Source organism: Intrasporangium calvum, assembly GCF_028446585.1.
Lineage (GTDB): Bacteria > Actinomycetota > Actinomycetes > Actinomycetales > Dermatophilaceae > Intrasporangium > Intrasporangium calvum_A.
In genome coordinates, this window is record NZ_JAPFQL010000005.1 from 25932 (window position 1) to 40339 (window position 14408).

General features: G+C 71.1%; 10 protein-coding genes. 5 read left to right on the forward strand and 5 right to left on the reverse strand.

Annotation, left to right across the window (positions count from 1 at the left end):
- Window positions 1–19 precede the first annotated feature (19 nt).
- From OO014_RS02255 to OO014_RS02270, 4 genes are all read left to right on the forward strand, one after another.
- Entirely contained in the window at window positions 20–2935 is a 2916-nt protein-coding gene (locus tag OO014_RS02255; protein WP_272460640.1) for an alpha/beta fold hydrolase, read from the forward strand.
- Window positions 2932–3870, forward strand: a complete 939-nt coding sequence (locus OO014_RS02260; RefSeq protein ID WP_272460641.1) for an ABC transporter permease — start codon at window positions 2932–2934, stop codon at window positions 3868–3870. The genes OO014_RS02255 and OO014_RS02260 overlap by 4 nt, the downstream gene beginning before the upstream one ends.
- Before the next feature lie 160 nt (window positions 3871–4030).
- Window positions 4031–6271 (forward strand): carbon starvation CstA family protein, encoded by a 2241-nt coding sequence (locus OO014_RS02265; RefSeq protein WP_272460642.1) that lies wholly within the window; start codon window positions 4031–4033, stop codon window positions 6269–6271.
- A 2-nt stretch (window positions 6272–6273) separates the two neighbouring features.
- Entirely contained in the window at window positions 6274–6510 is a 237-nt protein-coding gene (locus tag OO014_RS02270) for a YbdD/YjiX family protein (RefSeq protein ID WP_272460643.1), read from the forward strand.
- Between the two features lie 136 nt (window positions 6511–6646).
- Here the strand turns inward: OO014_RS02270 and OO014_RS02275 are convergent, their stop codons facing one another.
- From OO014_RS02275 to OO014_RS02285, 3 genes are all read right to left on the reverse strand, one after another.
- Window positions 6647–8227 carry a catalase gene (locus tag OO014_RS02275; RefSeq protein WP_272460644.1) on the reverse strand — a complete coding sequence of 527 codons (1581 nt, stop codon included), beginning with the start codon at window positions 8225–8227 and terminating at the stop codon, window positions 6647–6649.
- Between the two features lie 61 nt (window positions 8228–8288).
- Window positions 8289–8714 carry a Fur family transcriptional regulator gene (locus tag OO014_RS02280; protein WP_272460673.1) on the reverse strand — a complete coding sequence of 142 codons (426 nt, stop codon included), beginning with the start codon at window positions 8712–8714 and terminating at the stop codon, window positions 8289–8291.
- Window positions 8715–8990: 276 nt separating this feature from the next.
- A complete protein-coding gene (locus OO014_RS02285; RefSeq protein ID WP_272460645.1) occupies window positions 8991–10238 on the reverse strand; it encodes a M20 metallopeptidase family protein in 1248 nt (415 codons plus the stop codon).
- 70 nt (window positions 10239–10308) lie between these two features.
- Here OO014_RS02285 and OO014_RS02290 point away from each other — a divergent pair, with 70 nt between their 5' ends.
- Window positions 10309–10476: a hypothetical protein gene (locus OO014_RS02290; RefSeq protein ID WP_272460646.1), complete on the forward strand. Its 168-nt coding sequence runs from the start codon at window positions 10309–10311 to the stop codon at window positions 10474–10476.
- On the opposite strand, the gene OO014_RS02295 is transcribed toward OO014_RS02290, so the two are convergent.
- Window positions 10457–13198, reverse strand: a complete 2742-nt coding sequence (locus OO014_RS02295) for a multicopper oxidase domain-containing protein (RefSeq protein ID WP_272460647.1) — start codon at window positions 13196–13198, stop codon at window positions 10457–10459. The genes OO014_RS02290 and OO014_RS02295 overlap by 20 nt on opposite strands.
- Window positions 13195–14388 carry a hypothetical protein gene (locus OO014_RS02300; protein WP_272460648.1) on the reverse strand — a complete coding sequence of 398 codons (1194 nt, stop codon included), beginning with the start codon at window positions 14386–14388 and terminating at the stop codon, window positions 13195–13197. The genes OO014_RS02295 and OO014_RS02300 overlap by 4 nt, the downstream gene beginning before the upstream one ends.
- Window positions 14389–14408: the final 20 nt, after the last annotated feature.

The following is a 14408-nucleotide window of genomic DNA, read 5'->3' on the forward strand; positions in this document are numbered from 1 at the left end:
GGCGTGATCCAATTGGGCAATGTCGCTGTCTTCGCGGGCCCGCCCGCCCCGGCTCCGCGCCGGTCTGGTCGCGCTCGGCCTCGCCGTCGTCGCGACGACCGGCACGGCCCTGGCCGCGCCCGCCAGCGGAGTCGCCTCGCTCACGGCGGCCACGACCGAGGACGTCTCCGTGCCGGTCGGGGCCGAGTCGGACGGCAGCGCGGTCACGCTCGATGTCGCCGTCTGGAAGCCGGCCGGTGCCGGCCCCCACCCCGCCGTCCTGCTGGCCCACGGCTTCGGCGGTTCCAAGGACTCGGTGAAGGACGAGGCGACCGACCTCCAGGAGCGCGGCTACCTCGTCGTCACCTGGTCCGCCCGGGGACACGGTGGCTCCGGGGGACGGATCCACCTCAACGACCCGGACTTCGAGATCGCGGACGCCAAGGCCCTCGTCGACCTGGTCGCGAAGCGGTCCGACGTGCGGCTCGACTCAGCCGGAGACCCCCGGGTCGGCGTGATGGGCGGCTCCTACGGCGGCGCGCTGGGGCTCATGCTCGCCGGCGCGGACCCCCGCCTCGACGCGGTCGTCGCCGCCATCACGTGGAACGATCTCGCCGACGCCTTCTTCCCGCAGTCGGCCAGTACGTCGACCGGCCCCACCCCGGCAGGACGCGAGCCGATCGACAGCCCCGGCCCGTTCAAGCAGGTCTGGGCCAGCAACTTCTTCCTCGGCGCCAACGCCTCTGCCCTTTCGGCGCTCTCGCCCGACGGGCAGCCGACGCAAGCACCGACGGGCGGCGCCTCGGCGGGTGCGCCGAAGGAGCCGCCGTCGACGTGTGGGCGGTTCGACCCGACGATCTGCGCCGAGTTCCTCGCCGCATCCGAGACCGGTGAGCCGAGCCCGGAGCTCGTCGCGCAACTGCGAAGGCACAGCCCCCGGCCCACCCTCGAGGGCGTGACAGCGCCGACCCTGCTCGTGCAGGGCATCGCCGACTCGCTCTTCGGTCTCGAGCACGCCGACGCGACCGCTGCGGCCCTGGCCGCCGCCGGCACTCCCGTCGCGGTGCGCTGGAGCGACGGCGGGCACGACGGCCCGAGCAGCCGCGAGGTCGAGGAGACCGAGGCGGGACAGGCCTGGCTCGACCACTACGTCAGGGACGGCGGGTCTCGCGACTCGGCGCTCCCCGTGCCCGGTTTCACCTTCCCGACGCCGTCGAGCGGCCGCGGCCAGCCGGCGGACCTGTGGACGATGCCGGCCTATCCGGGCCTCGACGGTGCGGCGGGCACCGCCACCCAAGAGCTTCCGCTCGCCGGCACGACCGGCGGCCTCCTCCACCCGCCCGGTGGCCAACCCGCGTCGATGGTCGCGGTCCCCGGGCTGGCCAGCCTCGGCGTCACTGTCTCCACCTTCCAGGTCGCCGCCCTGCCGGGACTCTCGACCACCTTCGAGACCGAGCCCGCGCCGCGCAGCCTGACGGTCGCCGGTTCCCCGACCCTGCGCCTGACGCTCACCTCCGACCAGCCGGTGGTGACGCTCTTCGCCTCCCTCTGGCGGGTCTCGGGCGAGCAGGCCACCCTGCCCGCCTCGCTCGTCGCGCCGATCCGCGTGCCCGTCACCCCGGGCCGGCCGACGACGGTCACGGTCTCGCTGCCCGCCGCCACCTACGAGGTGCCGACCGGCAGCCGCTGGCGCGTCCTGCTGACGAGCACCGAGGCCACCTACGCCAACGACCGCGAGCCCGCGCGCATCCTCGTCCGGGCCGACGGCGCCCTGACCGTCCCGGTCGTCGAGGCGACTCCCGTCGGGACCTCGATCGCCGGCACCGACACCGAGTCGGCGCTCGCCGTCGGCCTCCTCGCGGCCCTGCTCCTCCTCGCGGCCGGCAGTGCGCTCTGGCGGCGCCGGCAGCGCAGGCACGAGGAGCCACGGCCCGACCTCGCCGACGTGCCGCTGGTCGTGACCGACCTCGTCAAGTCCTACGCCGACGGGCACCGCGCGGTCGACGGGGTGTCCTGGCGGGCTGAGAAGGGGCAGGTCGTCGGCCTGCTCGGTCCCAACGGCGCCGGCAAGACGACGACGATGCGGATGGTGATGGGCCTCATCGCGCCCGACTCCGGGTCGGTCCACGTCCTCGGCCAGCCGGTCACGGCCGGCTCCGACGTCCTCGAGCGCGTCGGCGCCCTCATCGAGGGACCGGGCTTCCTGCCGCACCTCACCGGCCGCCAGAACCTCGAAGCCTACTGGGCTGCGACCGGACGACCGCTCGAGGAGGCCCACCTCGACGAGGCCCTCGAGGTCGCCGCGCTCGGTGGCGCCGTCGAACGTCCGGTGCGCTCCTACAGCCACGGTATGAAGCAGCGGCTCGGGATCGCCCAGGCCATGCTCGGCCTGCCCGAGCTGCTCGTCCTCGACGAGCCGACCAACGGCCTCGACCCGCCACAGATCGCCGCCATGAGACCCATCCTGCGGCGCTACGCGGAGACCGGCCGCACGGTCGTGGTCTCCAGTCACCTGCTCGCCGAGGTCGAGATGACGTGCACGCACGTCGTGGTCATGCACGCCGGTCGCGTCGTGACCCAGGGTCCGGTCGCCGACCTCGTCGACAGCGACGACACGACCCTCCTCGACCTCGACACGCTCGTCGTCGAGGCCGACGAGGACTCCGCCTCGCCGCAGCTCCCGAGCCGGCTCAGTGCGCTGCGCGCGGTCGACGGGATCACCGAGGTCCGCCGCGACACCGAGACGCGGGTCGTCGTCGTGGCGCAGCGCCCGCGGGTCGAGGTCGTCGGCGCCGCCGTCGAGGCCGGCCTGCCCGTCGTCGGGGTGAGCAGCCGGCGGCACCTCGAGGAGGTCTTCCTCGGCGTCATCTCCAGCGCGTCCACCAACGGCTCCGGCCCCACCGACGCCACCGACGCGTCCCTGATCGAGCGACTGAGGCAGGTGCGGGCCCGATGACCCAGCCCAAGACCAGCGAGCCGGCGCGGGAAGCCAGCCCAGGCAGTGAGCACGACGGGGGTGCACGGGGGCGGAGCCCCCGTGGGTCGGCATACGGCATCACCCGCGTGCGCGACCCGCTTTCCTGGCGGGCGGAGTGGGGACGGCAGTGGGGGCGCCGGCGCACGCTCGTCGCCTTCGGGCTCCTGCTCGCGCTGCCGCTCATCCTCGTCGTCGCCTTCGCCTTCGGGGACGACGACGATGGTGGGCGTCGGGGGAGCGCGGCCTCGCGGATCTTCGACCTCGCACAGAGCGGCGCAGCGAACTTCAGCCTCGTCGTCGTGTTCCTCGCATCCGAGCTGCTGCTCATCCTCATCGCCGCGCTCTTCTGCGGTGACGCCGTCCCGAGCGAGGCCTCGTGGTCCTCGCTGCGCTACCTCCTCGTCGCGCCGGTGCGCCGCGCCCGGCTGCTGACGAGCAAGGCCGTCATCGGGCTCGCGTCGACGATGCTCGCCACGGCCCTGCTGCCCGCCTGGGCGCTGCTCGTCGGCGGCATCGCCTACGGCTGGGACCCGTTGACCAACCCGCTCGGCGAGAACCTCACGTGGGCGCAGTTCCTGCCGCGCCTCGCGCTCGCGTGCGCCTACATCTTCATCACGCTGCTGCCCATCGCCGCGATCGCCTTCTGGCTCGGGACGCGGTCCGACGCCCCGCTGGCCGCCGTCGGTGGAGCTGTCCTCATCAACATCCTCGCCAACATCCTCGACCAGCTCGACGCGCTCGACCCCTACCGCAACGCCCTGCCCGGGCACTACGGCCGGGCGTGGCAGGACGCGCTCGCCATCGAGCCGCAGTGGGCCGACATGATCCACGGCACGCTGTGGTCGCTCGTCTGGGCCGTGGCGTTCACGATGCTCGCCTACCGGCGTTTCCGGCGGGCCGACATCCTCAGCTAGGGCCCCGCCCGGTGTCCGAAACGTCACCAAAACGACACCAGGGCAGATGCCCCTCGGGGTAGGGAGCAGCGGAGTAGCGTGGCGACGACGTGACCGCCCCCGGTCGATCGCTCGGCCACTCGGCACGCCGCTTGTATCCCGTCCCCGAGAGGTGAGGTGAATGAGCAACATCGCTCCTGAACAGTCCGAGCTGCCACCGGCAGCGGTGGATCCCCAGGTTGCCGAAGAGTACGACCGGCGCTGGACGCCGCAGAAGATCATCACCTGGGCCATCGTCGCCCTCGTCGGCGCCGTCGCCTGGTCCATGATCGCGATCTTCCGCGGGGAGACGATCAACGCGATCTGGTTCGTCTTCGCCGCCGCGTCGACCTATCTGATCGCTTTCCGGTTCTACTCGAAGTACATCGAGCGCAACATCACCAAGCCGGACGACACCCGGGCCACGCCGGCCGAGTACAACGACAACGGCAAGGACTTCATGCCGACCGACCGGCGAGTCCTCTACGGGCACCACTTCGCCGCGATCGCCGGCGCCGGCCCACTGGTCGGACCCGTCCTCGCCGCCCAGATGGGCTACCTGCCCGGCACGATCTGGATCATCGTCGGCGTCGTCCTTGCCGGCGCCGTCCAGGACTACCTGGTCATGTTCTTCTCGATGCGTCGCGGCGGACGCTCGCTCGGGCAGATGGCCCGCGAGGAGTTGGGCATCATCGGCGGCACGGCCGCCCTGATCGCGACCCTCACGATCATGATCATCATCACCGCGATCCTCGCGCTCGTCGTCGTGAACGCCCTCGGTGAGTCCCCTTGGGGCGTCTACTCGGTCGGCCTCACGCTCCCGATCGCACTCTTCATGGGCGTCTACCTGCGCTTCATCCGGCCCGGCAAGGTCATGGAGGTGTCGGTCATCGGCTTCGCGCTGCTGATGTTCGCCATCATCTCCGGCCGCTGGGTGGCCGAGTCCGCGTGGGGTGCGGAGTTCTTCCACCTCGACCGCACGACCATCGCGTGGATGATCATCATCTACGGCTTCATCGCCGCGGTCCTGCCGGTGTGGCTGCTGCTCGCCCCGCGCGACTACCTGTCGACCTTCATGAAGATCGGCGTCATCTTCCTGCTCGCCATCGCGATCATCGTCGTCCGGCCGACCGTCAACTTCCCGGCCATCTCGGAGTTCGCGAGCCGCGACAACGGACCTGTCGTCCCAGGATCGCTGTTCCCGTTCCTGTTCGTGACCATCGCCTGCGGAGCCCTATCCGGGTTCCACGCCCTCATCTCGTCGGGCACGACCCCCAAGCTCGTCGAGAAGGAGCGGCAGACACGGTTCCTCGGCTACGGCGGCATGCTCATGGAGTCGTTCGTCGCGATCATGGCCCTCGTCGCGGCCATCACCATCGACCGCGGCATCTACTTCGCGATGAACTCGTCCGCGGCGGCCACCGGCGGCACGATCGAGGGCGCGGCCGCCTTCGTCAACTCGCTCGGGCTGACCGGGGTCAACCTCACGCCGGACATGCTCGCCGAACTGGCCCGCAACGTCGGTGAGGAGTCTGTCGTGTCCCGCACCGGTGGCGCGCCCACCCTCGCGGTCGGCATCGCCACGGTCCTGCACCAGTGGTTCGGCGGCACCGCCCTGATGGGCTTCTGGTACCACTTCGCCATCATGTTCGAGGCGCTCTTCATCCTCACCGCCGTCGACGCCGGCACCCGCGTCGCGCGCTTCATGCTCCAGGACACGATCGGCAACTTCATCCCGAAGTTCAAGGACACGTCATGGACCTTGGGGGCGTGGATCTGCACGGCGATCATGGTCGGCGGGTGGGGCTACATCCTCGTGCTGGGTGTCACCGATCCCCTCGGTGGCATCAACACGTTCTTCCCGCTCTTCGGCATCGCCAACCAGCTCCTCGCCGTCATCGCGCTCTCCGTCGTGATGGCGATCATCGCCCGGCGCCGCAACTTCAAGCACCTCTGGGTCGTCGTCGTGCCGCTGAGCTTCGCCGGTGTCGTCACCGTCACGGCGTCGATGTACAAGATCTTCTCGCCCGTCCCGGCGGTCGGCTACTGGGCGCAGAACAACGCCTTCCGCACCGCTCTCGACGAGGGCAAGACGAGCTTCGGCACCGCCAAGACCACGGAGGCCATGGAGGCCGTCGTCCGGAACACCACGGTTCAGGGCACCCTCTCCGTCGTCTTCGTCGTCCTGACCCTGATCGTGCTCATCGCCTCGATCATCGCGACGATCCGGGCTGCCCGGGGCCATGTCGGCGTCAACACCGAGGACCCGCGCGTCGAGTCTCGGATCTACGCACCGGCCAGCCTCTTCCCGACGCCCCCCGAGCGCGAGCTCGAGGCGCAGTGGGCCAAGGTCCCGGTGACCCGGCCGCGGCGGCACCACTGATCATGGCCGGTGCCACGGGCGCGCGTCCGCCGGGGCTCTCGAGACTCTTCTCGGGAGGCCTGGCGGGCGCCCGCGGCGTCGTGACCTATCTGCGGGGCGTGATGGGCGCCGACGCCTACGAGCGATACTGCGCCCACCTCGCCGTGAACCATCCGGACCAGGAGCCCCCGACGGAGAAGCAGTTCTGGCGGGACCACATGGACTGGATGGAGAAGAACCCGCAGGGCCGCTGCTGCTGACCCGCTGACCCGCTGACCCGACCGACCCCTCAGGTCAGCGGGCAGCGGGAACCAGCCCAGCGGCATACGGCCGGAACGCGAGAAACCCCGCCATCTCGGGACCACGGTCCCGAGATGGCGGGGTTTCTGCGCGTCGTCAGAGGACGTCGGCGAAGTCGTCCTTGCGGTCGATCGGCGCACCGTCGACCGGCGCGTTGGCGTTGGCCGCACCCTTGGCGACCTCGTCAGCGTCCGCAGCCGCGGCGTTGAGCGCGTCGATCGCCGCGCGCACACCGGCGCCGTAGGCCGGGTCGGCCTTGGTGCAGTTGGCGATGTGCCGCTCGATCGTCTCGCGCGAGGCGCCGGAGATGGCGCGCGCGGTGTTCTCGAAGAGGGCCTGCTGCTGCTCGGGAGTCATCTTCTCGCGGAAGAGGATCCCCGGCTGCGTGAAGTAGTCCTCGTCGTCCTCGCGGTGGTTGAACCGGTCGGCGAAGGGGTCGATCTTCCACGCCGGCTCCTTGTACTGCGGCTGGCTGGAGTAGCGCCCGTAGGAGTTCGGCGTGATCGCCGGCGTCGCACCCGCGTCGATGCGCATCGCGCCGTCACGGTGGGGGCTGTTGACCACACCCGCCGCCTTGGGGGCGTTGACGGGGATCTGGTGGTGGTTGACCCCGAGCCGGTAGCGCTGGGCGTCACCGTAGGAGAAGAGGCGGCCCTGGAGCATCCGGTCGGGCGAGAAGCTGATGCCCGGCACGACGTTCGCGGGGGAGAAGGCAGCCTGCTCGACCTCGGCGTGGTAGTTCTCCGGGTTGCGGTTGAGCTCCCACTCGCCGACCTCGATGAGCGGGTAGTCGCCCTTCGGCCACACCTTGGTCAGGTCGAACGGGTGGTAGGGCACCTTGAGGGCGTCGGCCTCGGGCATGACCTGGACGTAGAGCTTCCACTTGGGGAAGTCGCCGTTCTCGATGGCCTCGAAGAGGTCGCGCTGGTGCGACTCGCGGTCCGCACCGATCAGGGCGGCCGACTCGGCGTCGGTGAGGTTCTTGATGCCCTGCTGGGTGCGGTGGTGGAACTTGACCCAGAAGCGCTCGCCCTCGGCGTTGTAGAACGAGTACGTGTGCGAGCCGAAGCCGTGCATGTGGCGGTAGGTCGCCGGGATGCCGCGGTCCGACATGACGATGGTGACCTGGTGCAGCGCCTCGGGCAGGTTGGTCCAGAAGTCCCAGTTGTTCTCGGCGTTGCGCAGGTTGGTCTTCGGGTCGCGCTTGACCGCGTGGTTCAGGTCGGGGAACTGCAGCGGGTCGCGGAAGAAGAAGACGGGCGTGTTGTTGCCGACGATGTCCCAGTTGCCCTCCTCCGTGTAGAACTTCACGGCGAAGCCACGGATGTCGCGCTCGGCGTCGGCGGCGCCGCGCTCACCGGCGACGGTGGAGAACCGGACGAACAGCTCGGTCTGCTTGCCGACCTCGGAGAAGATCTTGGCGCAGGAGTACTTCGTGATGTCGTTGGTGACGGTGAACGTCCCGTAGGCGCCCGAGCCCTTGGCGTGCATCCGCCGCTCCGGGATGACCTCACGGTCGAAGTGCGCGAGCTTCTCGAGGAACCACACGTCCTGCAGCAGCAGCGGGCCGCGCGGCCCGGCGGTGACGCTGTTCTCGCCGTCCCAGACGGGGGCGCCCGCGACCGTGGTCAGCGGCTGGGTGTTGCCCGGGTCCTGCCGGGGTCCTTCGACAGACATGTGTCTCCTCGTGGTGTGGTGTTGCGGTGGTTGGGGCAGATCAGGTCGTATGCCGCTGGGCTCAGTCAGCGGGCAGCGCTGGGTCAGCGGGTCGGTCGGCCCGACAGGCCGGGCACGTCCCCCAGTAGATGACCTCGGCCTCGTCGATCTCGAAGCCGTGGTCGTGGGAGACGTGGAGGCAGGGGCGCTCACCGACAGCGCAGTCGATGTCGACGATCCGGCTGCAGGTGCGGCAGATGAGGTGGTGGTGGTTGTCGCCGACGCGCAGCTCGTAACGGCTGGGGGAGCCGGCGGGCTCGATCCGCCGGACCAGCCCGGCCTCGGTGAGCGCGGCGAGGACGTCGTAGACCGCCTGGGTGGAGACGGCGCCGAGCTCCTGGCGGGCGGCCCGGGCGATGGTGTCGGCGTCGGCGTGGGCGTGGTGCGAGAGGACCTCGAGCACCGTGAGCCGTGGACGGGTGACCCGCAGCTGCGCGTCCCGCAGCATCGTCGTCGGGTCGGTCGTCGTCACGCCCTGACTCAATCACCTGATCTGGAATGAGTCAAGAAAACCGATCCCGCGTCTCAGGTGACGAGTGCGCACTTCTGGTTGCGGTGCGTGCTTGCTGGAACGGTGCCGGCAGGAGCGCGCACTCCTGCCGCCACGGCGTGCACGACCCACGGGTGCGCACTTGTCGCCCGGAAGGATCCGGCCAACCGACGGCTCGGGCGCGCGGGGGCCAGCCCAGCGGCATACCGCTGCGGTGGCTTGAGGAGCGCAGCGTCAGGGTGCGGCGACGGCGAGGCGGCGGAGCGCGACCTCGGCCAGGTAGGCCGCTGCGTCGGGCAGGACCGAGTCGTCGAAGGCAGCCCGCGGCGAGTGGTTGTCGTCGGCCAGCTCCGGGTCCCCCGTCGCGCAGGCACTGAGGTTGAGGTAGGCGCCCGGGACGTGCTCGAAGACGACCGCCATGTCCTCGGACCCGAGCTCCGGGTTGGCCATGTCCACCCAGCGGTCCGCGCCGAACAGGTCGACCACCGTGTCCCGCGCTAAGTCGAACTCCGCCTCGTCGTTCACGGTCACGGGGTAGGCGCCGGAGGCCCAGGTGATCTCGACCTCGAGGCCGTGGGCGTGGGCGATCCCGCGGCAGGCCCGCTCGATGTCCGCGATCGCCTGGGTGCGAGCAGCGGTGGAGAGCGTGCGAACCGTCCCCTCGAAGACGGCGTCGTCGGGAATGATGTTGTCCTTCGTGCCGGCGGCGAACCGCCCGACCGTCACGACCACCGGGTCGAAGACGTCGAAGCCACGCGTCACCCGAGTCTGCAGGGCGAGCACCATCTCGCAGGCCGCGGGGATCGGGTCGCTGGCCCGGTGCGGCTGGGAGCCGTGGCCGCCCTGGCCGATCACGCGCACGGTCATCTCGTCGGCGGCGGCCATCTGGGGGCCGGGCCGCCCGAACCACGTCCCGAGCGAGTGCTCCGCGGAGAAGACGTGCAAGGTGTAAGCGGCACTGACCGGAGTGCCGCTCGCCTCGAGGAGACCCTCCTCGATCATCACTGCCGCACCGCCCGGTCCCTCCTCACCGGGCTGGAACATCAGCACGACATCGCCGGCCAGCTCGTCACGTCGCTCGGCCAGGATCCGGGCCGCGCCGACGAGCGCCGCGACGTGGAGGTCGTGGCCGCACGCGTGCATCGCGCCGTTCGTCGAGCGGTAGTCCACCTCGACCTCCTCCGTCACCGGCAACGCGTCCATGTCCCCGCGGAGCAGCACCGACGGCCGGGGCGCCCCCTCGGGCACGGCCGCACCCCGAAGGACGGCCACCACGGACGACAGGGCGCGGCCCGTGGTCACCTCGAGCCCCAGTCCCTCGAGCGCCTCGAGCACCAGCGCCTGGGTCTGCGGCAGGTCCAGCCCGATCTCCGGCACCTGGTGCAGCCGCCGCCGCAAGCCGACGAGCTCTGATCCGATCGACCGGGCCATCTCGAGCGAAGGGGAGGGGGCGGCTCCGGTGGCCCGCGACCAGGTCGACATGCCGTCAGCCTAGGACCCGACGCTACGATCGCTCGAGGCCGCTAGGGCCTCGAATCTCAGGGGGAACATCATGTCACGCAGCTCACGCACTCGCACCATCCTGGCGACCGCTCTCGTCATCCCGGCGCTCGTCCTCGTCGGCACCTACAGCTCGTCGAGCCTGGCACCGGTGGCGTGGATCGCCGCCCTGGTGCTCCTCCTGGCTGTGCTCTCGCTGGCTACTCGCTCACCGCGATGAAGCCCCGGGCGCCCCGCTCGGCGTCGACCATGATGTGGCTGACCAAGGGATAACGACCCGGCTCCGGGAAGCCCAGCTCGACGAAACCGCCCTGTGCCGCAGCCAGATCCAGCGCCTGGGAGCCGCCGGTGGTCGTCCCGGGCGGGTCGAGCGCACCTCGTCCGTTCTTCAGCAGGTAGGTGCCCTCCTTGTAGACGGTGTCGAACTGCCCGCCGACGACGTGGAAGGACGTGGGTCGGTTGGGCCCGATGTCGAGCACCCAGATGCGCACCCGCTCGCCGACTCGCGCCTCGAGCGGGTGGTCGACGTACTGGTTGGCGTGGCCGTTGAAGACGACGGCGTCGGGCTGCTCGGCTGCGACCTTGTCGGCGTTGACCGGGTCGCCCTGCGCGCCGAGGTAGATCTCGGACTGCGCGAGCACGTAGGACCGGTCGACCTCGGGCAGCCCCTCTGGCTCGATGATCACGGCGCCGGCCATCCCGGCCGCGATGTGGGAGGTCATCGGCATGGTGCCGCAGTGGTACATCCAGATGCCGGAGCGCTTGGCGGTGAAGCGGTAGACGAGGCTCTCGCCCGGTTGGATGGTCCGCATCGGACCCTCGGGGGCGAGCTCGCTGGCGTGGAAGTCGATGGAGTGGCCCATCGAGCCCTGGTTGACGAGGGTCACCTCGAACGTGTCGCCGACTCGCCCGTGCAGCGTGGGCGCGATGGACGAGCCGTTGTAGGTCCAGCGGGTCTGCGTGACGCCCGGCGCGACCTCGAGCTTGACCTCGCGGACGGTGAGCGTGATGCGGCGGACCTTCTCGTCGGTGAGGGGCGGCAGCACTGGGTCGTATGCCGCTGAGCTCCCTCCCCACTTCGCCATGAAGTCGATCGCGGGGCTGGCTCCCGAGCCCCCTGGGGTGCCGTGTCCGGTCGAGCCGTGGGCGGTCGTGCCGCTCGTGCCGGTGCTGCCTTCACCTTGCGCGTCGGAGCCCGCAGTGGGCTCGGCCCCGATGGCGTTGACGGTGAAGAGCATGCCCATCTGGCGGTGGCCTACGACCGAGCACCAACCGTCGCTCGAGGCGCGCACGACGTCGATCTCCAGTCGTCCGGTGCCGCCGGGGCTGACGCGGCCGGAGCGTTCGCCGGACGCGAGGACGAGGTCGTGGACGTCGCCTGGATCGGCGTTGACGAGCTCGATGACGAGGCGGTTGCCGACCGGGACGTCGACCGAGTCGGGGGTGAACCGCATGTCCTTCATGGTCACCTTGACCGTGGTGGTCTCCCCGGTGGGCGAGACCTGGGCGGCCGCGGGCGCGGTGCCGCTGGCCATGGTGAGTCCGGCTGCCGACGGGTCGAGGCCGACGCCGAGGGTGGCGCCGACGGCGATGATCGTGACGCCCGCGATGAGCTGGGGGCGCGACCAGCTCTGCGACTGGGACTCGGCCGTCCGGGCGGCCACCTCGTCCTTGGAGAGTGGTGCGCCGACAGCCGGTGCGCCCGGGTCGCCGCCGGAGTCCTTGGCCCGCTTCGCCCGGACCGAGGCCCGGATCCCGCGGAAGACCAGGGGGATCGACGTGGCGAGCGCAGCGAGAGTGAGCACCGAGACGACGACGCGGACGAGGCTGGGGACCGGCAGCAGGCAGATGGCCAGGCCGAGGTTGGCCACGGCGACGCGGGCCGTGCTCCACCGCTCGAGCTCGGCCATCCCGGCCCGGACGACGGACGGGCCGCCGCCGATGACGACGGGCAGCAGGTAGGACAACGCCCCGAGCAGCACCTGGAGCGCGAAGCCCACGACGAAGATCGTCGTCAGCGCGCCGTAGTTGTCGGCGATGGCCTCCCAGGAGCCGCGTGCTCCGAGCGACCAGGCCATGAGCAGCAGGCCGACGGGCAGCCAGAGCAGTCCGGCGCCGACGGACAGGGTGGGGAAGGCATACGGGGGGCGCTGCCGCGCCGCGGTGAGGATGGGCCGATAGACCCAGAGCGCGCCGGCGAGGTAGAGGCCGATCCCGATCGCGCCGACGACCGGCAGGTCGATGAACGGCGACGTGACGACGAGGGCGAGACCGCCGACGAGGACGGGCAGGGCGTGCCGGGACGCCGATTCGGCACTGTCGGCCATCCGCGTGCGCAGCATCGTGGGCCAGAGGGTGACGAGCGTGCCGAGGATGGTGAGCCCGATCCAGCCGAGCAGGTTGACCATGGTGTGGGCGACGAGGAGCTGGGCGTGGGTCGCGTCGGCTCCGGCTGCCGCGTGGTCGTGGCCACTGGCGAGGAGGATGCCGAAGGTCGCCCCGACAGGGAGCATGAGCGCCGCCACGACGTAGTAGCGCACGGTGATGCGGAAGCGTCCGGGGAGGGCGGCCTTGAGGCGGCGGACCAGCATGACCGCGTGCCACAGGACGGCCCCGGAGACGAGGGTGCCGCCGATCATCGTCAGCACGGACAGCTCGGACGGCACGCCGACGAGGACGAGCAGGACGCCGGCCTGGAAGACGCCGAGCCGGATCGTCTGGATCCGCCGCGGCTCGAAGTCGGCCCGCGTCTTGAGCAGCGCCTCGGTGAAGTGCACGCTCCACACCATCGCCGCGTGGGTGACCGCGCCGAGCACGACGAGGTGGACCATGAGCCACCGCGAGTAGGCGAAGAAGGGGTGGACGAGGCTGACGAGCAGGGCTGCGATCAGCCAGATGACGACGGGTCGGTCGCGCATGAACCACGTGCCGCGGGTGCTCATGAGGGGCTCCGGGTGCCGGTAGGGAAGAGGGTGGGGGTCGCTGGGCTCTGAGGAGTTGGACTGGGACGGGGCGTGAGGTCGGGCCTGGCGCTCGGCACGCGCCGCGGGCGCTGCACCGGCCCGGCGAGGCTCGAGCCGGCGGCGACGACGAAGAAGAGGAGGAGCGCGACGACGTTGACGACCGAGCCGACCTGCCACACGGTCCGTAGCCCGGCGAGGTCTCCGGCGAGGATGCGGGCGGCGAGGCCGGCGTGCATCAGGCCCAGGGGCACCCACATGATGGCCCGGTAGGGCAGGGGGCGTCTGAGGACTGCGGGCAGGATGATCGGCGCGTGCGCCATCACCATCGACATGCCGAAGCCGAGCATGACGGCGTGGACGACGGCGTCGTAGCCGACGCCTTCGGTCTGGCCGCCGGTGGCCACCCAGGTGACGGCGGCGACGAGGAGCCAGGCGTAGCCGCCCAGCAGCGCGGCGGCGCTGAAGCGGGGCAGGCCGGTGGTCCGCACGGTCCGGCGGGCGACGTCGTGGCGCACGAGCCAGAGCACGAGGGAGATGAGGACGAGCCCGGTCGCCCGAGCCCCGAGGTCGGTGGCGAAGAGCGTGAGCATCAGCGTGGTCGTCAGTGCCGCGGCGTGGAGGACGAGCGTGCGCCCGCCCGAGGCCGGCATCGCGAGCCGCGCCAGCTCGACGCGCTCGGCGCAGATCGTCAGGACGATGAAGCCGACGAGCCACGGCATGAGCCAGGGGACGTCGAGGCGGAGCCAGAGGACCGCGGCGAGGGTCAGGTGGACCGCGCCGAGCAGCTCGACGAGGACGACGTCGTCGTGGTTGCGGCGCCAGAGCGCCCCGTAGACGGCGACGAGAGCGACGCAGCCGTCGAGGAGGAGGAGCTGGCCGAGGGCGAGCGGGGCGGGCGTGAGCAGTGCGACGCCGCCGAGTCCGAGCAGCCCGGGAGCGACGAAGCCGAGCGGGTGCCGCAGCGCCACCGCCCGCTCCATCGCGATGAGGGTGCCGAGGAAGCCCGCGACCATGAGCATGCCGTGGAGGTCGCCGAGGCGGGCGGACTGCACCGGTGCCCCGACCCCGACGAGGAGGAGCGCGGCGTTCGCGCCGGCCAGCATCGCGATCCCGGCGGGGACCAGGAAGACGCCCCGGGCGAGGGTCGCACGCGACCTACTATTTTCCACGGACCCCACTGTAGATAATG

Bases quoted from the DNA above. Each gene is read 5' to 3' on its own strand.
- OO014_RS02255 (WP_272460640.1), top strand. From the start codon at position 20: ATGTCGCTGTCTTCGCGGGCCCGCCCGCCCCGGCTCCGCGCCGGTCTG.
- OO014_RS02260 (WP_272460641.1), top strand. From the start codon at position 2,932: ATGACCCAGCCCAAGACCAGCGAGCCGGCGCGGGAAGCCAGCCCAGGC.
- OO014_RS02265 (WP_272460642.1), top strand. From the start codon at position 4,031: ATGAGCAACATCGCTCCTGAACAGTCCGAGCTGCCACCGGCAGCGGTG.
- OO014_RS02270 (WP_272460643.1), top strand. From the start codon at position 6,274: ATGGCCGGTGCCACGGGCGCGCGTCCGCCGGGGCTCTCGAGACTCTTC.
- OO014_RS02275 (WP_272460644.1), bottom strand. From the start codon at position 8,227: ATGTCTGTCGAAGGACCCCGGCAGGACCCGGGCAACACCCAGCCGCTG.
- OO014_RS02280 (WP_272460673.1), bottom strand. From the start codon at position 8,714: ATGCTGCGGGACGCGCAGCTGCGGGTCACCCGTCCACGGCTCACGGTG.
- OO014_RS02285 (WP_272460645.1), bottom strand. From the start codon at position 10,238: ATGTCGACCTGGTCGCGGGCCACCGGAGCCGCCCCCTCCCCTTCGCTC.
- OO014_RS02290 (WP_272460646.1), top strand. From the start codon at position 10,309: ATGTCACGCAGCTCACGCACTCGCACCATCCTGGCGACCGCTCTCGTC.
- OO014_RS02295 (WP_272460647.1), bottom strand. From the start codon at position 13,198: ATGAGCACCCGCGGCACGTGGTTCATGCGCGACCGACCCGTCGTCATC.